Source organism: Mesorhizobium humile (assembly GCF_033977215.1).
Taxonomy (GTDB): Bacteria; Pseudomonadota; Alphaproteobacteria; order Rhizobiales; family Rhizobiaceae; genus Mesorhizobium; species Mesorhizobium humile.
This window is the reverse complement of record NZ_JAVIIV010000014.1, coordinates 66,617-87,205: the sequence shown is the minus strand read 5'-3', so window position 1 is coordinate 87,205 and position 20,589 is coordinate 66,617. Positions and strand designations below refer to the sequence as shown.

The following is a 20,589-nucleotide window of genomic DNA, read 5'->3' as shown; positions in this document are numbered from 1 at the left end:
TTGAGACATCATGCGGCGGCACCGCTCGGTACGTCAGGCGGTGCCGCACGACGCTGACATAATGGTCATGAGCGAGACTGGGCATGTGATCCTTGCAGCATGGCCCAGGCCGTAAGCGTCATTTCCGTTTTCTCGATTCAACTGAACGCTTGGCGATTTTGGCCAAGGACGCGATAGTGGACTTCGAAAACGGTCTTGTTCGCATACGGCGGCAGCATCGTTTCGCGATTCGCGCGGTTGGTGTCGCATTCGATGCTTTTCTCGACCGAGCTCCCCCTAACGAGGCGTAAGTGCGAGGGCAACCAGCACGACCGCGAACGCCCGAAACCGGGCGCCGCCAACGTGTCGACCACCTTTGACTTCGCAGAGCATGGCGTGCTGCTTAGGTGATATAATCCTTCGTCCGGCTACGGTGATTGGGGTTTAAAGGGCGTGTGCGTTGCACACGAGCCTCACGGCTGCCGTACCCGCTCGCGAGACTCAGCCATGTTGTGGTAGTGGCCGAGTCCGATCATGCAGCTTGTCTCAGGCCTGCGATTGTCCAACGGCAACTTGGCGCTGGCGGTGCTTTCTCAGTTGAACTTGATGCTCGCCTGCCCGAACACGCCGTAGCGTTCAATCTCCCAATGCAGGATCTGCGGGCTACCACCGCCCGGCGTCTCCTCGAAATGAGCGGCGCCAGCAGCTGCCGCGCGCCAGTAGCGGCCGCCGACGCCGATGTTGAACAAATCCGTGACTTTGTAGTTCAACATCGCCTCGATTTGGACGCCATTCCCGTTCCCATCTTCGGGTTGCGGATTGATCTCTGGGCGCAGATGGTGCTGATCCTTGCCGTCAAGCTGCGTGAACAGCACCGCGACGTCACCCGAAAGGCTGAGTCGTTCGGTGAGTTGCGTCTGTCCGGCAAGGCCGAGTCGCAGCGAATGCCAATCATTATCCTGGCTGATGACGCCCATATTGTTCGTAATGGCTGGCACGCAAATCCCCGGATTGGCCGCCTGCTGCGCGCAATGGATGGCGTGGTAGCTTTCGTTCCAGAAATTGTATCCGACATAAGCACCCAAGCGGTAGCGCGGCGTGTCCCAGAAATTATATCCGAGGTCGGCGGTGAAATACGTGATGCGACCGCTGTGCTGATCGGACAACGTGCTCGAATAGGATTTCATGGACAAAGAGGGGTTAACGAAATCCTCGTCGGTAAGAGAACCCTTGGGGATCCCGCCCGCACTGAGGAAGCCCTTGACGAAGATGCCAGTCGGATTGTGGGTCGCGTTGAGGAAGACTTCGCCCGATAGGGCACCGAGATCGTTGTATGTGAGCCGCGAGACCATCCCCGCGACGTCGGCGTTGTAAAGTTCCTTCGATGCTTCGCCGCTACTGTACCAGTAGCGTAGCCCGCCCTCGAAGGAAAAGACCGGGGCCACTGCGTCGGCTCGCACCGCCGGGTCGGCGAACACCGGGCCGTCGGCAGCGGCCGCACCCGCCGACAGACCGCAAAGCACGACACATGTCAAAACCACTCGCCGCATCACCAAATTCTCCTTTGTGTTGATTTTCGGGTTCCGTCGCGGACATCCAGAAATTGGCGGGTTGGACCGACTGCAGAGTTGGTCTCCAGGCAAGAGGATCATCGTGGCAAAGCGCCTGTACAGCCCTTGGCCCGGCTATTGCTTGCAGTGCGGCCGCTTGCTTCTTCTGCATCGGGAGGTCCTACGGTACGGCCTGATCCCGGCAGACAGCATGGTGCGAACGTTGCAACACTCTGCGCGAGATGCGTTTAGCGACACTCCAAGCAACATGCGTGCCAAAGAAAGAACTCATTAGAGGCATGCCGATCGATCGCGGCATGGCCGATATTTGTCGCGCCTCGCACAACGCCAAGGCATCCTGTCGCAAATTGTCCGTGAGAGGGTTGCGGCATGAAAGCTCTTCAAAATTCTGAGGAGCTCGTGACCTTCAAAGTCCGCCAGTTCGACCGATTCGCGAATGCCTCGCAGGCAGACTTCCCGAGGTCGGGCCACGGCGCGGAAGCCCCTCGCGTAAGTCCGGGCGTCCCCATTGTGAAAACGCCCGCTGGGCGCGGCCAGCGGCCCCGGCTCATTTGTCTAGATCAAACCGCTGGGGTGTCGGCCGGGGCAGGTTCTGGTTCCGATTATTTGCGCGCGGCGGAATCGCCCGTTGGCTTGGTCTTGATCCGCATCAGACCACGTCGGATGCCATGCTTGCGCATGGCTGTTGCCACTCTCGCGTCGCCAACCGTGACTTCCGGCTCGCGAACGTGCAACGAGGCATCTCGCCCAGGCGTCCCGACCGCTAATTTGTGAAAGAACTATCGACTGGTTTCCTTCAAATTCCTGCAAGGAATTCGACAAAATAGCGACGCCGCTTTACCCACAAGGCGCGAAGAATTGGTAACTAATTGAAATTTAAGCCATCGCTGCATCTGGCATGACGTTTGCTCTCTGCCTGTTAACATGTGAAGACGTTATACAAAATATGAAGACATTATAAAAAATATAATGCGTGCTCGATTCGATTTATTCGAAAGGCACGAAAATGAACATTCGCCTCTAGGAATGGAGCAAGACAAATGACAAGCATCATAGCGACAGCAGCTTTGCTTATGGCATCGACGTTGGCGTTCGCATTGGACGTAAAAGAAACCAACGATATGCTAAGTATTGATGCTCGCAGGGATGCCAAGACGTATCCGTGCAGCCGCCAGAAGGCACTCCCCTCTGTTAAATGGGAAAGCGGATGCGTCTTCGTCAATTACTTGCCGCAAGTTCTCCAGCCTGCCTGAAGTGACGTGCATCTGACAACTATGCCAGACGCAACGCGCCAAACACCCTTTTGCGCAGTGCTTAGCATGGTGCCGGTCCGAACCCTGGTCTCGCGCTTCGCGACAAAGCTCAAGCGTCCCATTGGGAAATCACAAGCGTCCCATTGGGAAATCACAAGCGTCCCATTGGGAAATCACAAGCGTCCCTTTGGGAAATCACAGGGGCCATGGCGTTCGGAAATTCTCCTAAGTCAGTCCACCACTTGAAACGTGAAAGGAGCAAAAACCAGTTCGGCATGCGCGCGCGATGCCGCAAAAGTCGCGCGAACCCCATTCTGGCCCTGAGGGCCCGGATCGGGGGAGGCTCTCGCAATCTGTCTGTCCTAAAGGAGAACGATATGAAGTTCCGTCCATTGCATGATCGCGTACTCGTTCGGCGCACCGAGGCCGAGGAAAAGACGGCCGGCGGCATCATCATCCCCGACACGGCCAAGGAAAAGCCGCAGGAAGGCGAAGTGATCGCCGTCGGCGCGGGGGCTCGCGACGAGAGCGGCAAGCTCATCCCCCTCGACGTGAAGGTCGACGACCGCATCCTGTTCGGCAAGTGGTCCGGCACCGAAATCAAACTCAACGGCGAGGACCTGCTCATCATGAAGGAAAGCGACATCCTGGGTGTGATCGAGGTTTCGGCCTCGGCCAGGCAAGCCGCGTGACCGAAACCGCGTGACACAAACACTCAACAAGAACTGCCTATTCACAGGAGTGAACGAATGGCTGCCAAGGAAGTGAAATTTCATTCTGATGCCCGCGAGCGCATGCTGCGCGGCGTTGACATTCTCGCCAATGCGGTGAAGGTCACCCTCGGTCCGAAGGGCCGCAACGTCGTCATCGACAAGTCGTTCGGCGCTCCGCGTATCACCAAGGACGGCGTCACCGTCGCCAAGGAGATCGAGCTCGAGGACAAATTCGAAAACATGGGCGCGCAGATGGTGCGCGAGGTCGCGTCCAAGACCAGCGATATCGCCGGCGACGGCACCACCACCGCCACGGTGCTGGCGCAGTCGATCGTGACCGAGGGCGCCAAGGCAGTCGCGGCCGGCATGAACCCGATGGATCTGAAGCGCGGCATCGACAAGGCGGTGGAAACGATCGTCGCCAATCTGAAGGCCAATGCGCGCAAGGTGACGAAGAACGACGAGATCGCACAGGTCGGCACGATTTCGGCCAATGGCGATGCCGAGATCGGCCGCTTCCTGGCTGAAGCCATGGAAAAGGTCGGCAACGAAGGCGTTATCACCGTCGAGGAAGCCAAGACTGCCGAGACTGAGCTCGAAATCGTCGAAGGCATGCAGTTCGACCGCGGGTATCTGTCGCCCTACTTCATCACCAACCAGGACAGGATGCGCGTCGAGCTCGAAGAGCCCTATGTGCTGATCCACGAGAAGAAGCTCGGCAATCTGCAAGCCTTGCTCCCGGTGCTGGAGGCCGTGGTTCAGTCGGGCAAGGCCCTGCTGATCATCGCCGAAGACGTCGAGGGCGAGGCGCTCGCGACGCTGGTGGTCAACAAGCTGCGCGGCGGACTGAAGGTGGCCGCCGTCAAGGCCCCCGGCTTCGGCGACCGCCGCAAGGCGATGCTGGAGGACATCGCCGTCCTGACCGGCGGCACGGCGATCAGCGAGGATCTCGGCGTCAAGCTCGAGAATGTGACGCTGGAAATGCTCGGCCGCGCTCGCAAGGTGGAGATAGAGAAGGAAAACACCACCATTGTCGACGGTGCCGGCCATAAGGACGAAATCAACGGCCGCGTTGCTCAAATCAGGGCCCAGATCGAGGAGACCACTTCCGACTATGACCGCGAGAAGCTGCAGGAGCGCCTGGCCAAACTCGCCGGCGGTGTCGCGGTGATCCGCGTCGGAGGCTCGACCGAAGTGGAGGTCAAGGAGCGTAAGGACCGCGTCGACGACGCGCTGCACGCCACTCGCGCGGCGGTCGAGGAAGGTGTCTTGCCGGGTGGCGGCGTTGCACTACTCAGGGCAGCAAGGGCGCTCGACCATGTCGTTCTCGACAACCCCGACCAGAGGACCGGTGTCGAGATTGTGCGGCGCGCCATCGAGGCTCCCGCTCGCCAGATCGCCGAAAACAGCGGGGCGGAAGGCTCCATTATCGTGGGCAGGGTTCGCGAGAAACCTGAGTTCGGCTTTGGCTGGAACGCCCAGACCGGCGAGTATGGCGATCTCTTCGGCCAAGGCGTGATCGACCCCGCCAAGGTCGTGCGCACGGCGCTGCAGGACGCCGCATCCGTAGCCGGCCTGCTCGTCACCACCGAGGCGATGGTGGCCGAGAAGCCGAAGAAGGAAATTCCCGCCCCGGCGATGCCGGGCGGCGGCGGCATGGATTTCTGACGAGCCCCGCTTTCTTTCTTGTCGTGGGAGAGGGCGGAGCTACCTTACCAATGGTCCATTCGCCCTCTTCCAGGCGTCGATTCCGCCCTCGATGTGGCAGGCTGATGTGAGGCCCTCATCCTGGGCGGCCTGCACCGCCATGGCCGAACGCTCGCCGAAGGCGCAGTAAAGCACAAGCCGCTTGCCGGTCGAACGGACGAGCTCGTGCAACACGCCGCCGGGAGCGATGTTTTCTTGCAGCCTCGGGTAAGGCACATGCAGCGCCCCCGGAATAATGCCCTGGCGTTCGCGCTCGCAACGCTCGCGCAGGTCGATCAGCGCGACATCCGGCCTGCTGGCCAGCGCCAACGCTTCGTTGGTATTGGCCGCCCAGCCGCGCCGCGCGATCTCGTCCTGCTGCAGCCCGACCTTCATATTGGCGGGCACGGCGACATCCATCATTTTCGGATTGGCGAGCTTCAGATTGTTCATGATCTCGACATACTCCTCGACCGACTTCACCTGCAGGCGCGGGTTGAAGGCCTTTTCCTCTCCGATAGTGGAGACAGTGTCGCCAATGTAGTCATGCGCCGGGTAGACCAGCGTGGAATCCGGCAGCCTGAGCAGGCGGCCGAAGATCGACTCGTACTGATGTCGCGCATCGCCATTCGGGAAGTCGGTGCGGCCGGTGCCGCGGATCAGCAGTGTGTCGCCGGTGAACACCCGGTCGGGCAGGACGAAGCTGTAGGAATCGTCGGTATGGCCGGGCGTGTAGACGACGTCGAGCGCCAGCCCCTCGATCGTCAGCCTGTCGCCGTCGGCAAGCCGCATCGACACGACGTCGGCCTTGGTCTGCTCGCCCATCACCGTGATGCATTGCGTCTTGTCGCGCAGCGCGCCAAGGCCGGTGACGTGGTCGGCATGGAGATGCGTGTCCACCGCCTTGACCAGCCTCAGGTCGAGCTCACGCACGAGCCGGAGATAGCGGTCGACCTTGTCCAGAACCGGATCGATGATCAGTGCCTCGCCGCCTTGGCGACTGGCAAGCAAATAGGAATAGGTGCTCGAAACGGAATCGAACAGCTGACGGAAGATCATGATTTGCTCCATATCATCTGGTCGCGATCTTTTTTCGCAGCTTGTCATGCGGCTCTACCGCTACCCCGAGGCGCCGCACCCTCAGCGCTCGCCGAGGATGGCCTCGAGGTTCGTCACAGCCTCCGCACGGCGGATCAAGACACTACCTCGTGGACGGGGATGGCAAACAGCGCATCGGCTCACGCGTGCGCCAGGGACAAGTCACGCCCGGGAAACAAGCGCAGGAGTAGCCAAAGCCTCATTGGCCTCATCATGGATCGAGAAACTGTAACGGCCACATGCGTCGAGGTCGACCGAGTAGCTCAGGCGCTCGCGTACGTGGTTATCCTGGTCGAACGTGACGATCCGCGGCTTCAGCGCTGTGATATGCGCTTCGTTCAGGTAGATGGAGTTGCAGATGATGATCGGGTCGCCAGGCTGGCAGGTGCGGGCGGCAGCACCATTGAGGATGCAGCATCGTGATCCGCGCTCGCCGAGGATGACATAGGTCGAAATGCGCGCGCCGGAATTCTTGTTCCATATCTCCACGAATTCCATGGGCAGGATCCCGGCCGCCTCGCAGTGGTCAGGGTCGAGCGTTATCGAACCATGGTAGTTGAGATTTGCTTCGGTGACGTGGATGCCGTGAAGCTTGCCGGCGACTATTTTTCGCATTGGTCTGTTTCCTTTTTTGTCTCGCCTGAACAGTCTTGATGTCTTGTCGGGGCCGCCGCGCGGCTAAATTCCAACCACAAGAGCCCCGCCGCTGAGACCGGCACCCGCCGCCGCCAGAAGGATTTTCTCGCCCGGCTGAAGTGGCTGCGTCCGATTGGCGAGCGACAACGAGAGCGGGATCGTTGCGGCGGAAGAGTTACCGTATTCGGCGATCCTCTTGACGATTGCCTGGTCCGCAATGCCGAGGTTTCGGCCGACGGCATCGAAAATGCGGGCGTTGGCTTGATGCGGGACGAACCGGTCGATGTCTTGCGGCCGCATTCGAGCTATGGCGAGCGCGTCCCTTGAACATGTCGTCATCATCTCCACAGCCTTGGCGAACACTTCGCGGCCGTCGACGATCGTCATGCGGGTCTGCGCGAGATCGAGGTCGTTGTGAAAAGGCATGTTGCTTCCTCCGGCGGGGGATCTGGATCAATCCGTAGCGCGAACCGTCCGAATCCACCGAAGCGCCGAGAATGCCGCGTTCGGCATCCTCGCTGGGACCGATCACGACAGCGCCGGCGGCATCAGCAAACAGCACGGCGCTGGCGCGCTCGGCCGGGTTGATGCGGCGGCTCAAAATGTTGGCGGCAATGACAAGGGCGGGTCTGCCGTGCAGGCGGGTGAACCCGTCGGCGAACATCAGTGCATAGATGAAACCGGCGCAGGCGCCGGTCAGGTCGATGGCGCCAGCGCGGCCGAGGCCGAGCCGATGCGCGACCAGTGGCGCGCTCGGTGGCAGAAGGTGATCCGGAGTGGACGTGGCGAGCAACAGAAGACCGATGTCGGCGCGGTCGATACAGGCATTTGCCAGCGCCATGTCGCCGGCCCGCGCGGCAAGTCCCGAAAGCGTATCTTCGTCAGTCGCCCAGAAGCGCGAGCGAATTCCGGTGCGCCGTTCGATCCAGCCTGGCTCGAGGCCGAGACTGTTCTCGATCTCGGCGTTCTCAACCTTGCGGCCAGGCGCATGGTGGCCAAGCCCGAGGATGCGCGACGACCTGCTCATGGTTTGGATCCGAAGCGTTCGCCGGCCTCCTCGATGGCGTCATAAAGCCGGTCGAGCTCGGCGCCGGTTACGCAATAGGGCGGGAGAATATAAAGGACGTTGCCGAGCGGGCGCACCAGCAATCCCTGATCGAGGAAGAATGCCCGCAGCTTTGGACCGATCTCGGCCAGATAACCGGGGGACGCGGTACCCAAATCGAGCGCCGCGATCGTGCCGGTAATCCGGCAGTCCCTGAAGACCGGATTGTGGCGAAAGCGCCGAAGGCCAGCGGCCTGCAGCGCGCCCAGGGCCGCGATCCGTTCGATAACAGGCTCGTCGTGCCAAATCTCGACGTTGGCCAGTGCGGCCGCGCAGGCAATCGGATTGGCCGTATAGGAGCTCGAATGAAAGAAGGTCTTCTTCCGGTCGACCGAATAATGGGCCTGGAAGATGGCGTCGGTCGCCAGCGTGGCGGCGAGCGGAATGGTGCCGCCGGTCAGCCCCTTCGAGGTGCAAAGGATGTCGGGCGAGATATTCGCCTGCTCGCAGGCGAACATGGTTCCGGTGCGTCCAAAGCCGGTCATCACTTCGTCAGCGATCAAGAGCGTGCCCGAAGTCTCGGCGATCCTCTTAAATTCAGCCAAAACCCAGGCCGGATACATCAGCATGCCGCCGGCGCCGAGCACCAGCGGCTCGACAATCAGCGCAGCTGCGCGCCGGTCGCGACAGACGACCTCGAACCGATCAAGCGTTTCCTGCTCGCGTCCTGCGGCCGGGAAGGGGATGGTGTCGACCTCGAACAGCAAGGGTTCGTAGGCGGCGTTGAACACACCGCGGGCGCCGACGCTCATCGTGCCGATCGTGTCGCCATGGTAGCTGTGCTCCATGACGACGATGCGCGAGCGCGGCGCGCCGATATTGCGGAAATAGCCGAGCGCCATCTTCAGCGCGACCTCGACCGCGGTCGAGCCGCTGTCGGAATAAAACACCCAGTCGAGTCCCGGCGGCGCGAGATTCACCAAGGCTCTGGCGAGGCGTTCGGCCGGCTCGTGCGTGAAGCCGGCGAAGATGATCTGGTCGAGGCTTGCCGCAGTCGTCTCGATGGCCTTGACGATGCGCGGATGGCGGTGGCCGTGGGTGACCACCCACCACGACGAAATGGCGTCCAAGATGCGGGTGCCATCGGCCTTGTGGAGATAAGCGCCTTCAGTCCGGACAATTTCGGGGATCGCCGGCTCGAGCGCGTGCTGGGTGAAAGGGTGCCAGACGCGGGATTGCGACATCATTGACCCCGTCCGATCGGCGAGAGATCGAAGCCGGCAACCATCGCTTCCCTCAAGGTTTTAGATGTCAGCGGATCAAGGTACGGCAGCCTGCCAAGCTGCCGCACATTGCCAAATTCCGCGATCGTCCTTTGGCTGTCCGCCATTTCCTCGCCGATTAAGGCCACGCCGATGAGCGGGATGCCACGGGCCCTGAGCGCCTCGATCGACAACAATGTGTGATTGATGGTGCCGAGGGCGGTGCGCGCGCAAAGAATGACCGGCAGTTGCCATTCCCGGAATATATCAATGAATCTTGTCTGCCGATTGAGCGGTACCATCACTCCGCCAGCGCCTTCGATGATGAGTGGGCCTGGCAAGTCCGGCAGCGAGAGCTTTGCCGCCTCGATTGCGACGCCATCGATCTCGGCCGAACGATGCGGCGACAGTGGCGTCTTCAGACGATAAACTTCCGGCAGCACGCGCCCGGCCGGCAGGCCGGAGAGCCGGGTAACAGTCTCGCTGTCGGTCTCCTCGTCGAGGCCCGATTGCACCGGTTTCCAGTAGAAGCCGTCGAGCAGGCCGGCGAGGCCCGCCGAAAACACCGTCTTGCCGATGCCGGTATCCGTCCCGGTGATGACGATGCCTTTGGTCATGTCGCTTCGGGTCATGTCACCTTTGGTCATTCTGGGCCAACGCCTCGACAAGCGCATCGATCATGGCGGATATGGCGGCTTTATCGACGTTGAGCGTCAGCGATATGCGCAGGCGCGAAGTCCCTTCCGGCACAGTCGGCGGACGAATGCCGCGTATGTCGAAGCCGCGGGCCTGCAGTGCCGCCGCTACCGCCATGGTGCGCCGGTTATCGCCGATGACAACTGGTTGGATCTGCGTTCCGCTGGGCTTTATGCCGCAGCGCTCTGCCAATTGGCGGCCTGCCACGGCAATGCGCTCATGCAGTTGAATACGGCGCATTGGCTCGTCGGCGAGCATGGCGAGCGCCTCGCGCGCGGCCACGGCCATCAATGGCGATGGCGCGGTGGCGTAAATGAATGGCCGGGAGCGGTTGACGAGATAGTCGCACAGCGTTCTAGGGCCCGTGACGAGCGCTCCTGAGGCGCCGAGCGCCTTGCCGCATGTGTGGAGCGCGAGGATGTTGTCGCGGCCTTTGAAAGCGACGGCAAGGCCGCGGCCGTCGGGTCCCCACACCCCGGTGGCGTGCGCCTCGTCGACAATGATGAACGCCTCGTGCCGGTCAGCGAGCGCCACAAGGGTCTCCAACGGCGCGCAGTCCCCACCCATGCTGTATAGACTTTCGACCGCGATCCAGACGCGTCCCATGCCGCCTTCGGCGCGCCAGCGCGCAATCTGATCCTCGACGGCGTCGACGTCGTTGTGCGCGGCCAAAACGAACTCCGCGCGTCCGGCGCGCGCACCCTCGTGCATGCTGGCATGGGCGAACTCGTCGAGCACGAGTAGGTCGCCCTTCTGCGGCAGCGCCGTCAGAATAGCGAAATTGGCGATATTGCCGCCGCCGAAGCAAAGCGCGCGCTCGGCCCCGAAAAACGCCGCAGCGTGAGCTTCCAGTTCCTCGTGCTCCGGCGCGTTGCCGCGCAACAGCCGGGACCCCGTGGCGCCGACCGGCGTGCCGCGTGCAATCGCGGCAGCAACCGCATCGCCAAGCCTCTTGCAGGCGGCAAGGCCGAGATAGTCGTTCGACGAGAAGTCGAGGCCGGCGCGCGGCGCAAGCCGCCGCAGCCGGTCCTTGCGCGCCAGTCCCTGCAAGGTCGCCTCGTAGCGGGCAAGCAGTGCCTCGTTCACTACGACTCCAGTTCCATCCGCTCGATCCCCAGACGCCGCAAGAGCAGCGTATCCTTATCCTGGCCGGGATTGCCCGCCGTTAGCAGCGTGTCGCCGACGAAGATCGAATTGGCGCCGGCAAAAAAGCACAGCGCCTGCATCTCGTCGGTCATGGCGGTGCGGCCGGAAAGGCGGACATACGATTTCGGCATCATGATGCGGGCGAGCGCAATCATGCGCACGAACTCGATCGGCTCGATGGGGCTGGCGTCGGCAAGTGGGGTGCCAGCGATCGGGATGAGCATGTTGATTGGAACGCTGTCGGGCGGCTCCGGCAGGTTGGCTAAAGTCACCAGCATGTCGATGCGGTCCACCGGCTCTTCGCCCATTCCGACAATCCCGCCGCAGCAGACCTTGATGCCGGATTGGCGAACGTTCTCGAGCGTATCGAGCCGATCGGCAAAGCTGCGCGTGCTAATGACCTCGCCGTAGTAGCGCTCCGACGTGTCGATGTTGTGGTTGTAATAATCGAGCCCCGCCTGCTTCAGCCGACCGGCCTGCTCGAGATCGAGCATGCCGAGCGTCATACAGGTCTCCATGCCGAGCGCCTTGACGCCTTCGACCATGGCGACCACCGCATCCATGTCGCGCGGCTTGGGATTGCGCCAGGCAGCACCCATGCAGTAGCGGGTTGCGCCGGCATCGCGCGCTTTGGTCGCCTCAATGATGACTTGCTTGACCTCCATCAGTTTCGAGGCCTTCAGGCCCGTTTGGTGATGCGCCGACTGGCTGCAATAGCCGCAATCCTCCGGGCAGCCGCCTGTCTTGATGCTGAGCAACCGGCTGAGCTGGACCTTGTTGGGATCGAAATTCTGGCGGTGAACGGTCTGCGCTAGGAAGAGCAGATTGTTGAAAGGTGCGTCGTGAAGTGCCCGAGCCTTCTCTAGGGTCCACATCCCGCCATCAGCGCATTGCGTCCGTGGTATCGTGTTAGTCGGATTGGTGTCGTGCATATCCGTCATGTTTCCTAGCACTTCGCATTGTCCTCGCGCTTCGAATGACCGTCGATCCCCGACCGTTTGGTTGGCCGATCACGGCGCGTAATAGTCCAGTCCGATGTCGAGAATTGGCGCGCTGTGGGTCAACCAGCCGACGGAGATAAGATCGATGCCAGTGGCCGCGATGGCTGGCGCCGTCACAGGAGTGATCCGGCCCGACGCCTCCGTGATCGCCCGGCTGGCGACCATGGCCACCGCCTGGCGAAGCTCATCGAGCGACATGTTGTCGAGCAAGACAGCGTCTGGGACAAGCGAGAGGGCTTCTTCCAACTGGACAAGCGTGTCGACCTCGACTTCGATCTTGACGAGGTGGCCGACGCTCTGTCGCGCGCGTTTGATGGCGGAACGGATGCCGCCGGCAGCCGCGATGTGATTGTCCTTGATCAGGACGGCGTCGTCGAGGCCGAAGCGGTGATTGGCGCCGCCGCCAGCGCGCACGGCGTACTTTTCGACAGCCCGCAATCCGGGCGTCGTCTTGCGGGTGCAGGTGATCTTGGCGCGGTGCTCGCAAACCGCTGCGACAATCGATGCGGTTGCCGTGGCAATGCCACTCAAATGGCACAGGAAATTCAGCGCCGTCCTTTCAGCGGTGAGAATAGCCCGGGTCGGGCCAGTCACTGATGCAATTATCTCCCCTTGCGCAACTTTGCTGCCGTCTGCTCGGTTCACATCTATCTTGATATTTTGGTCGATCAACCTGAACGCGAGGCTCACCAGATCGAGCCCGGCGACAACCCCGGGCTGGCGTGCGGCCAGCACGGTCGTGGCGTGATGATACTTCGCTACGGTCGCCTCGCTGGTGACGTCACCGGCTCTGCCCAGGTCTTCGAGAAGGGCGGACCGAACCAGCGGCTCGAGCATGATTGCGGGAAGTGGTAACAGGCTCATCAGGTGGCGCTTTCCAGCGTTGGCGAGTGCGCTAGTTCCCGAGCCGCGGCGAGGGCGGCTTCGAGGGTGATCTCGGAACGACGCGCAACAGCCGCATGATGGGGAAAGTCCTCGCGGTAATGAGCGCCGCGGCTCTCTCGGCGCCGCAAGGCGGAAATAGCAAGCATCAGACCGACAGCCGCCGGATCCGATGCCGCGTCCTCGCGTTCAGCGAGCGGCAACAACGCCCGTGCGGCTGCTTTCAAAGCTTCGCCATTGCGCACGATACCGAGTGCGCGCGACACGAAAGGACGTGCGGGTACCGGATCGGGCGATGGGTAATCGTCCGCAAACACTGGCTTTGTTCTGCGAGCAGGCGTTCCGCCCACGCTTTCAGCGACCCAGCGCGCGCATACGACGGCCTCGGTCAAGGAATTGCTAGCGAGCCTGTTGGCGCCGTGCAGTCCGGTCGAGGCGGCCTCGCCACAGGCCCACAACCCCTTGACCGACGTCCTGCCCGAGGCGTCCACGGCAACTCCACCCATGTGATAGTGCTGGGCAGGACGAATGGGAATGAGATCGTGCACGGGATCAATCCCCAGTCCACGACAGGCACATGCGATTGTCGGGAAGTGTCGAACAAATTCCGGGCCAGGCTGTTTCCGCGCGTCGAGGAAGACTTGATGGCCACCTGCCAGATGACTCCAGACTGCGCGCGCCACGACGTCGCGAGGCGCGAGTTCGGCGCCCGGAACGCCATCGAGGAAGCGCCGGCCTGTCTCGTCGATCAGGGTGGCGCCTTCGCCGCGGACAGCCTCGCTGACCAGCGCCATGGGGCGTTCGGCACCCTCAAGCGCGGTCGGGTGGAACTGGATGAACTCGAGGTCGGCAAGGACAGCTCCCGCGCGAGCCGCAAGTACCAGGCCCTGTCCGCAACTGCCCGAAGGATTGGTGGTGTCGAGAAATAGCCCGCCGATCCCACCGGTGGCAAGGACGACCCGCCGTGAGCCGAAGAAGACAGGTCCTAGCGCACAGCTCGCCCAGACGCCTCGGATCGCATTCCCCCTGACCGCTAGTCGGCGCGCTTCCACGCCCTCCACGACAACGATCGAGGGGGTGGAGCGCACGGCATCAATCAGTGCGCGCATGATCTCACGCCCGCTGCCGTCGCCATGAGCATGGACGATGCGACGCCGGCTGTGTGCGGCCTCTAATCCGAGGCACAGGGGTCCTTTTAGCGTACGGTCGAAGCGGACCCCAAAGCGCGCAAGCCCCTCGATCGCGCTAGGCGCGGCCTGAAGGATGCGGTTCGCCATATCCGTATCGCAAAGCCCGTCGCCGGCGGCGAGCGTATCAGCCACGTGCAGTGTCGGATGATCGTCATGGCCGAAACTCGCAGCCAGCCCCCCCTGAGCCGAGGTACTCGAAGTGTCGGCTCCCAGAAGCGTCCTGGACAAAATAAGCACCGGCTCCGGCGCCAATTGAAGCGCGGTCATCAATCCGGCGATGCCGCCCCCGATGATGATGGGCCGCCCGAAGAAGCTGCGGACATCGGGGTTCAAATTGCCAGCATCCGTTCGACTGCGAGTCGGGCGCGCCCCGCGATCCCGGGCTCAATGGTGACGACATGTCGGTTCTGCTCGAGCGCCATGCGGATGTTGCCAAGCGTGATCCGCTTCATGTGCGGGCACAAATTGCAGGGCCGGATGAACTCGACATCCGGGTGCGCTAACGCGACGTTGTCACTCATCGAGCATTCCGTCATCAGCACGACACGTGGCGGCTTATGCCGTTCGACATAGTCGGACATGGCTGCGGTCGAGCCGGAAAAATCGGCCTCGGCCACCACGTCGGGCGGGCATTCGGGATGCGCCAGCACCGTCGCGCCGGGATGGCTTTCGCGCAATTCGCGAATATCGGCGGGCGTGAAGCGCTCATGCACCTCGCAATGGCCTTTCCAGGCGATGATCTCAACGTCGGTCTGCGCGGCGATGTTCTGGGCCAGATACTCGTCCGGCAGCATGATCACACGACGGACGCCAAGCGACTCGACGACCGCCTTCGCATTGCCCGATGTACAGCAGATATCCGATTCGGCTTTCACTTCGGCCGACGTGTTGACATAGGTGACGATCGGCACGCCGGGATAACGCTGGCGCATCAAGCGCACGTCTTGTGCCGTGATCGAATCAGCCAGCGAGCAACCGGCGCCGAGATCCGGAATGAGCACGATCTTGTCCGGATTAAGGAGCTTGGCCGTTTCGGCCATGAAATGCACCCCGGCCAGCACGATGACTTTCGCCTCGACCGTCATAGCCTTGCGGGCCAGTGCCAAGCTGTCGCCGACGATGTCGGCAATGCAGTGGAAGATCTCGGGTGTTTGATAGTTGTGAGCCAGGATGACGGCATTGCGCTCGCGTTTGAGCGTCAGAATGGCCTCGATGTCATCGCTGAAAGCCGCCCATTCCCCCGGCGGGATAACGCGCCAGACGCGCCGATACAGAGACGCGGCCGAAGGTAACGCCCCGCTCATCGGCGCCTCCAATTATAATCCGTTTGACTATAAGGGATATATATCTATGTCGACTATAAGAGTGTCAACCCCGAGCGACCGGCAATTTTGTGCCGACTATGGGCGTCTCGTCCAGGACAGCGTGCCGGAAGCGATAGAGCCTTGCCGGTCGCCCGCCCGTGTCGACAGAAGTCTCGCCAGTCTCCTCGACCAGCTCCTGCTGCTCTATGAGGCGACGAAAGTTCGGCTTGTTGATTAGCCTGCCGGCGAGCGCTTCGACGGTTCGTTGCAGCTGGAGCAGTGTGAAAGACTGCGGCATCAGCTCAAAGACGACCGGCCGGTATTTGATCTTCGAGCGCAGTCTCGCAATGCCCGTCGCCACGATGCGCCGATGATCGGCGACCATGGGCTTGCTGGGCACCAGCGAGGCCCTCGTGGTGTCGCGCCCGCTCCCGGCCTCTTGGACCAGGCCTGCTTCGTAGACTAACTCATAGCGTTGAAGCGTGAGTTCCTCGTTCCAATGGCGGTCGTCAAAGCCGAAGGCCATCGCCGCCCGTTGCCGACGTTCGCGTCGCATGGCCGCGTCGCCCACGCTGTTTGCCCATTCAATCAGGCGCGGTCGCAGGACGTCCAGCAGCATCGGCGGCGTGCCGGAGCGGTGGTCCTCCCATGGAAAATATTCATACCAGCTTCGCCAGCCGCACTTGGGCGAGCCCGATGCCTGTTCCTTGCGCGTGAGTGCGAGATAGCTGATGGAGATGGCGCGCTGCCGGCGGCCGGAGCCGATGCGGTCTCGATCGGCGAAAGTGTAGAGCTGCTCAATATAGCCCAGCGGATGGCCGGTCTGCTGCTCGACCCACCCCCTCAACCCGGATTGCAGCGATCGGTGCTCAAGCGCAAATGGTCCGGAAGGCAGCGTATCCGCTTGCCCGATGGTGAGGACACAGGGTTCATTGTCGTTTACAGCGACGACAAAGGCGATCAGGTCGACTGTGACTTCGTCGGCCTTGACGGCGGCTCGATCTTTCCTGGTTCCTTTTGTCTGTTTGTCCATGGTCGCGAAAGTGGTTGGCAGGCCTGGGTGGCTTAATCGATTTAATTTAGACGCAGCAACCTGCACGTCAACACCGCGCATGGCCATTTTAGCTCTTCGCAACTGCACAAAAACGTGCCAAACGCGACACCTACGGTGGGTACCGTAGGGGAAGGAAATTTGCTTTGAGCACTGCTGGTGGTTCGAAGGCGATTACACCGCCCGATATCCAGGCGCGTAAGGGTGCGTCCCCGTCGTCTGCCTGACGGTCTATACGACGCCGATTGCAAAACTGGTCGATCGACATTGCGACATCGTTCTTATCGGCGACAGCGTCGGCATGGTCCTGCGCGGCGCTCCGCAAACGACCCTTGTGTGCGTCCGCCACAGGCGGCGCCTGAGCGGACTGGTACTGTGGCAATCGGTTCTTGGCCGTTCGGCATAGCTGATTGCGGATGCCAAACGCGTGTCGCTGCCCTTCAGTTCGGCATTAGGTAGCTGCCGCCACCAACTTTACCGCAAACCGTTGTCGCTAAACGCGACACATCGGGGTTCCTCCCAGCGGTCAATTCCCGGCCACGCTTCTGGCATAAGCGCCATGGCTCGGATCTCCATACGACAGCTCTGAAAATCACTCACCCGAAAGGCGATGTCGCCTGATGAAATCGGCGAAAAGCGGAACGGTGAAGTCGAGATAGCCGTGATCGGTGCTGTAGATCATCCCTTAAAGATGATGCTCGCGCGGGCCGGGCCAATGGACTTCTGCGTTCGGCACGCCTTCGCGATGTCAGAGACGGGATAGGGGCCGTTGCCGAGGGCCGCCATCGACGTGACGAATGGGACCTCGGCCTTGGTCAGACGATCCAGACGGACGCGGAAGAAGCCGTCGTCCAGGGATTTGATCGTTTCCGTGTAAGATGCTTGGACATCGTTCTCGTTGATCTGCGGGCCCTGCGCGTTGTTCCAGGAGAAGGAGGCGAGTTCCTGGAGAAAGAGCGGATAGCCCTTTGTCATGTCGAAGACGGTCGTCAGCGCCTCTTGGGAGATGGTCGCCTTTTGATCATTGATCGGCTTCTCGATCGCCTTCGAGGCAGCCTCCTTATCGAGTGCGCCGACGGCAGGATAGCTGAAGAGCCGTTCTGCGTAGGATTTCGCGTCGCCGGCAAGACGCGCCACCTGGGGCAATCCTGCGCCAACGAAGACGATGGGCAACCCATCCTGGGACATGCGATGAAGAGCGACGATCAGGCCGGATAAATCTTTTGCGAAAGATATTGCACTTCGTCGATCAGAAGAACCCAGCCCTTGTTAGCAGCTTGGGCGGCACGACCGATCTGGCCGAATAGATCGGGAAGGTCGTGCTGTATATCGCCGCTTTCGGCAAGGCCCGGCTCGGGCGTCGGGTCGACGCCGACATTCACGCCGGCGACCTCTATGTTGAATACGGAGGCGAAGTTGCGCAAGCAGCCGAGGGCGCGCGAGGCGAAATGCTTTGCCGCTTCGGTGCCGGAAAGCGAACGAGATACCTTGCGCATTTCAGGATAGAGAAGGTTCGCGAGATTGGTTCTTCGGGAGCCTCGACCTTCGTAACAAGAAGGCCTTCGGCCTCGGCGATCCGGCCGATCTCGCTCAGGAGAACCGTGTTGCCGGTGCCGTGAAGGCCCAAAGTATGAGCGAACGGCCTGACCGCCCATTGATCGCGCGTCCGCAGGAGATCTTGGCGGCTTCAAGGATCGCGTCGCGACCGGCAAGTTCGGGGGGACGGCTTCCTGCGCCGGGTGCAAACGGATTAGCGAACGGATCCGTCGGGGTCTCCAGAGCAAAGTCCACCGATAGATAGGAGTCTAGTGGAAAACGCTAGTCTCTTTTAGAGTTTGATAGATAACGCCGGCTGCGGGAACTGGGCTCACTAGCGATCGGCCAGCTGGAAGTCGCCCGGGGTGGCAGACGACGCTCCATCCTTAATGCAGTCGTCCTCAAGGGACGCTTCGCTCGGGCCCTTGCGGACTGCGCGCGTCAGCACTTGACGGGACGCGCGACGGCGGATCCGGGGATCAGGCACAGGTTAACCGGGAGTTAGTGGTGGTTGGTCCGAATAGCGCTTCAGTTCCTCAATGACATTAAGGATAGCGGCCGGCTGGCACCCGTTTGCTTTCCGCCGGAACTGCGCGGAGGGTGTCTGCGTGCTCCAGGTTTTGGATGGCTCGCTTGCAGCGGCATCCCATCAAGAGAATCGCCATTGCCCTGTTCGGGCGAGGGCGTGTCCAAGAAGACTGGGCTCATCCGGATGGCCATCTTCGCGATCGGGTGCGTTGCGCCCATCCAACATAGCGGCCACCTAATGGGTATCGCGCTATTCGGTAGCAACCGCCACCAAGTCAAGGTTGCCGCGTCCGCCGCTGTCAGCGGAGCGATAGGGGTCGCGAATCGGGTATAGTCAATTCGGCATCGGTGAACAGATTCGGGAAGAGTCTCTCGCGATAGTCCAGCGGGAAAGCAATTCGGACAGGGGCTTTGGGCGTTTCGGACTTTAGGAAGCCTTGTCTAACCATTGCTGACATCGTGTTCCGTGCCGTTCTTTCCGATGTCTTGAGAACGAGATGAACATCACCGCGCTCAAGTGATCCGTGTTTGAGGACTGCAGCTAAGAGATCGGGCGCGCGTTTGTCTTCGCTGATGTCCTTGACGAGTAGGCGGTACCGATCTTCCAGGCGACCAAGGTCGAAAATCGCTGTGGAGAAGCGTATTTGGTCGAGTGCCACGGTAAGGAACCACTCGCAAAAGTCCTTGAGAGCTGCTTGCGAGAGATTGCCCCGACCATCGAGGTCTCCGCGACGGGGGCTGTCTGCGTGGTCCATCATCCGTTTGTATTCGCCTCGATCCTTAAGACCGCGGGCCAGGCCTCTGGAAATCGACCACAAGCCATGTCCCCCGATGCCTGCTTTCAGCGCCATCGCATGCGACATCAACCGGGACACACGGCCGTTGCCGTCAGGGAATGGGTGGATATAGTTGAAGCGATGGTGAGCAGAAGCGATGGCAATGATACGGGTGCTCGCCCATTTTTCCGCCACTGCAAAACGCTTTGAGAAGTGTGCCATGAAGGCCTCGACTCGATCGGAAGAGGGTGGCTGGTGTCTTCCGACAACCACGTCGTCGCTCGCAGTCGTTCTGAACTCGCCGGGAACGATCTCGACCTTCGAACCATCTGGCCGTTCCATGAACCTGAACTCTTCGGGCATCTCGCGATAGAACATACGATGCACCCAAGCGATGAACTCAACCGATGTCGGGCTCGGCAAAATTCCTTTGGAATACATCTCATCGATTTTGCGTTGGACGATGACGTGCGCCTTGGCCTCGAGCGCTAATGCTCGCCGTTCCGGCTCGACCTCCGCACCCGCGAGTGCCTTTTCGATGTCCTTGGGACGGGTGTTGTGACCCTCGATCAGATTCGAGTAGTAGCAATTCATCATCCGAACCAGGTCGGCGAGTTCTGCAGCCGATTCTGGATGGAGGCCGCGCCCCAAATCGTCTGCCTCCCTCTGCAGTTCTACCGTGAGGTCCGCTAAGACGGACGGGATGGTGTCCTGGAAAAAGCAGGGCTCGATACGAGCAGGCGTTTCAAACATTTTTTGCCGATCTTGAAAGATACCAATTGCCTTTTATATAAGGCACTTACGTCAGCAAATAGGCAATAGGTTGCCGATTATTGTTGCCGATCTTCGTTGCTGCATCGCAGTTGTATGCCGCGAGGGTGGGGCGAGGCTAAATCGAATGCCCTGCAAATCGTTCCTCAGTTGTCCAATTCCGATCACGACGGCAGCTAGGTCGCGTCCGTTCCGGCCGGACCGCCGGGATCTCAGATGAGGTGAAAGCGTCGATGGGAGGCGTGAACCAGCGCCAGGCCGTGCTCGGAATCCTCCGCGACGCGGCAAGCCCGGTTTCGACGGCCGAATGCGCTGCGAAGTTCTCGCAGGCAGTTGGACTGGGCAATGAAGCGGAGATCGTCAACCAGGTGTCGCGTAAGCTGCCCTCTTGACCCAGCTCACGAAAGCCGGGCGCGTGAGGCACGTCGGCAAGACCACAAACAGGCACTTCCTCTGGGAGATGGC

General features: G+C 61.2%; 16 protein-coding genes and 3 pseudogenes. 4 read left to right on the top strand and 15 right to left on the bottom strand.

Features of this window, described 5'->3' with window-relative positions:
* Nucleotides 1-572 precede the first annotated feature (572 nt).
* Nucleotides 573-1,529 (bottom strand): omptin family outer membrane protease, encoded by a 957-nt coding sequence (locus RFM52_RS20780; protein ID WP_320217219.1) that lies wholly within the window; start codon nt 1,527-1,529, stop codon nt 573-575.
* Between the two features lie 1,651 nt (nt 1,530-3,180).
* Between RFM52_RS20780 and groES the strand changes: the two genes are divergently transcribed.
* The gene (gene groES / locus RFM52_RS20775) at nt 3,181-3,495 is read left to right on the top strand and encodes a co-chaperone GroES (RefSeq protein WP_320297868.1); all 315 of its coding nucleotides are present in this window, start codon (nt 3,181-3,183) and stop codon (nt 3,493-3,495) included.
* Nucleotides 3,496-3,552: 57 nt separating this feature from the next.
* The gene (gene groL / locus RFM52_RS20770) at nt 3,553-5,184 is read left to right on the top strand and encodes a chaperonin GroEL (RefSeq protein WP_320297867.1); all 1,632 of its coding nucleotides are present in this window, start codon (nt 3,553-3,555) and stop codon (nt 5,182-5,184) included.
* Between the two features lie 39 nt (nt 5,185-5,223).
* Here the strand turns inward: groL and RFM52_RS20765 are convergent, their stop codons facing one another.
* From RFM52_RS20765 to RFM52_RS20715, 11 genes and pseudogenes are all read right to left on the bottom strand, one after another.
* Nucleotides 5,224-6,261, bottom strand: coding sequence for an MBL fold metallo-hydrolase (locus tag RFM52_RS20765; protein WP_320297866.1), 1,038 nt, complete (start codon nt 6,259-6,261; stop codon nt 5,224-5,226).
* Between the two features lie 201 nt (nt 6,262-6,462).
* On the bottom strand, nt 6,463-6,915 hold the full coding sequence (panD, locus tag RFM52_RS20760) for an aspartate 1-decarboxylase (RefSeq protein WP_320297865.1): 453 nt from the start codon (nt 6,913-6,915) through the stop codon (nt 6,463-6,465).
* 63 nt (nt 6,916-6,978) lie between these two features.
* Nucleotides 6,979-7,963, bottom strand: a pseudogene (locus tag RFM52_RS20755) (beta-ketoacyl-ACP synthase III).
* Complete coding sequence (locus tag RFM52_RS20750; protein ID WP_320297924.1) at nt 7,960-9,225, bottom strand: adenosylmethionine--8-amino-7-oxononanoate transaminase; 1,266 nt, start codon at nt 9,223-9,225, stop codon at nt 7,960-7,962. Before RFM52_RS20750 ends, RFM52_RS20755 begins: the two are co-directional and overlap by 4 nt.
* On the bottom strand, nt 9,225-9,860 hold the full coding sequence (gene bioD, locus RFM52_RS20745; RefSeq protein WP_320297923.1) for a dethiobiotin synthase: 636 nt from the start codon (nt 9,858-9,860) through the stop codon (nt 9,225-9,227). The genes RFM52_RS20750 and bioD overlap by 1 nt, the downstream gene beginning before the upstream one ends.
* Before the next feature lie 16 nt (nt 9,861-9,876).
* The gene (locus RFM52_RS20740; RefSeq protein ID WP_320297864.1) at nt 9,877-11,025 is read right to left on the bottom strand and encodes an 8-amino-7-oxononanoate synthase; all 1,149 of its coding nucleotides are present in this window, start codon (nt 11,023-11,025) and stop codon (nt 9,877-9,879) included.
* A complete protein-coding gene (gene bioB / locus RFM52_RS20735) occupies nt 11,025-11,960 on the bottom strand; it encodes a biotin synthase BioB (protein ID WP_320297863.1) in 936 nt (311 codons plus the stop codon). Before bioB ends, RFM52_RS20740 begins: the two co-directional genes overlap by 1 nt.
* A 135-nt stretch (nt 11,961-12,095) precedes the next feature.
* Entirely contained in the window at nt 12,096-12,950 is an 855-nt protein-coding gene (gene nadC / locus RFM52_RS20730) for a carboxylating nicotinate-nucleotide diphosphorylase (protein WP_320297862.1), read from the bottom strand.
* On the bottom strand, nt 12,950-14,491 hold the full coding sequence (locus RFM52_RS20725) for an L-aspartate oxidase (RefSeq protein ID WP_320297861.1): 1,542 nt from the start codon (nt 14,489-14,491) through the stop codon (nt 12,950-12,952). Before RFM52_RS20725 ends, nadC begins: the two co-directional genes overlap by 1 nt.
* A complete protein-coding gene (gene nadA / locus RFM52_RS20720) occupies nt 14,488-15,462 on the bottom strand; it encodes a quinolinate synthase NadA (RefSeq protein ID WP_320297860.1) in 975 nt (324 codons plus the stop codon). The genes RFM52_RS20725 and nadA overlap by 4 nt, the downstream gene beginning before the upstream one ends.
* A 64-nt stretch (nt 15,463-15,526) precedes the next feature.
* Nucleotides 15,527-16,495, bottom strand: a complete 969-nt coding sequence (locus RFM52_RS20715; RefSeq protein WP_320297922.1) for an NUDIX hydrolase — start codon at nt 16,493-16,495, stop codon at nt 15,527-15,529.
* Nucleotides 16,496-16,659: 164 nt separating this feature from the next.
* Here RFM52_RS20715 and RFM52_RS20710 point away from each other — a divergent pair.
* Nucleotides 16,660-16,841, top strand: a pseudogene (locus RFM52_RS20710) (3-methyl-2-oxobutanoate hydroxymethyltransferase); the annotation flags it as partial.
* A gap of 264 nt (nt 16,842-17,105) precedes the next feature.
* On the opposite strand, the pseudogene RFM52_RS32960 reads toward RFM52_RS20710, so the two are convergent.
* The 3 genes and pseudogenes from RFM52_RS32960 to RFM52_RS20695 all read right to left on the bottom strand — a co-directional run bounded on the left by RFM52_RS32960 (nt 17,106) and on the right by RFM52_RS20695 (nt 20,106).
* A pseudogene (locus tag RFM52_RS32960) lies at nt 17,106-17,299 on the bottom strand (hypothetical protein).
* Nucleotides 17,300-17,718: 419 nt separating this feature from the next.
* Entirely contained in the window at nt 17,719-18,168 is a 450-nt protein-coding gene (locus RFM52_RS20700) for a hypothetical protein (RefSeq protein ID WP_320297858.1), read from the bottom strand.
* A gap of 708 nt (nt 18,169-18,876) precedes the next feature.
* Entirely contained in the window at nt 18,877-20,106 is a 1,230-nt protein-coding gene (locus tag RFM52_RS20695; protein WP_320297857.1) for a Fic family protein, read from the bottom strand.
* 260 nt (nt 20,107-20,366) lie between these two features.
* On the opposite strand from RFM52_RS20695, the gene RFM52_RS20690 reads away from it, so the two are divergent.
* Nucleotides 20,367-20,516 (top strand): hypothetical protein, encoded by a 150-nt coding sequence (locus tag RFM52_RS20690; protein ID WP_320297856.1) that lies wholly within the window; start codon nt 20,367-20,369, stop codon nt 20,514-20,516.
* The last annotated feature ends 73 nt before the right edge of the window (nt 20,517-20,589 follow it).

Excerpts from the sequence above, each read along its gene's own strand:
- RFM52_RS20780 (WP_320217219.1), bottom strand. The coding sequence starts at position 1,529 with ATGCGGCGAGTGGTTTTGACATGTGTCGTGCTTTGCGGTCTGTCGGCG.
- groES (WP_320297868.1), top strand. The coding sequence starts at position 3,181 with ATGAAGTTCCGTCCATTGCATGATCGCGTACTCGTTCGGCGCACCGAG.
- groL (WP_320297867.1), top strand. The coding sequence starts at position 3,553 with ATGGCTGCCAAGGAAGTGAAATTTCATTCTGATGCCCGCGAGCGCATG.
- RFM52_RS20765 (WP_320297866.1), bottom strand. The coding sequence starts at position 6,261 with ATGATCTTCCGTCAGCTGTTCGATTCCGTTTCGAGCACCTATTCCTAT.
- panD (WP_320297865.1), bottom strand. The coding sequence starts at position 6,915 with ATGCGAAAAATAGTCGCCGGCAAGCTTCACGGCATCCACGTCACCGAA.
- RFM52_RS20750 (WP_320297924.1), bottom strand. The coding sequence starts at position 9,225 with ATGTCGCAATCCCGCGTCTGGCACCCTTTCACCCAGCACGCGCTCGAG.
- bioD (WP_320297923.1), bottom strand. The coding sequence starts at position 9,860 with ATGACCAAAGGCATCGTCATCACCGGGACGGATACCGGCATCGGCAAG.
- bioB (WP_320297863.1), bottom strand. The coding sequence starts at position 11,960 with ATGTGGACCCTAGAGAAGGCTCGGGCACTTCACGACGCACCTTTCAAC.
- nadC (WP_320297862.1), bottom strand. The coding sequence starts at position 12,950 with ATGAGCCTGTTACCACTTCCCGCAATCATGCTCGAGCCGCTGGTTCGG.
- nadA (WP_320297860.1), bottom strand. The coding sequence starts at position 15,462 with ATGAGCGGGGCGTTACCTTCGGCCGCGTCTCTGTATCGGCGCGTCTGG.
- RFM52_RS20715 (WP_320297922.1), bottom strand. The coding sequence starts at position 16,495 with ATGGACAAACAGACAAAAGGAACCAGGAAAGATCGAGCCGCCGTCAAG.
- RFM52_RS20700 (WP_320297858.1), bottom strand. The coding sequence starts at position 18,168 with ATGGGCGGTCAGGCCGTTCGCTCATACTTTGGGCCTTCACGGCACCGG.
- RFM52_RS20695 (WP_320297857.1), bottom strand. The coding sequence starts at position 20,106 with ATGTTTGAAACGCCTGCTCGTATCGAGCCCTGCTTTTTCCAGGACACC.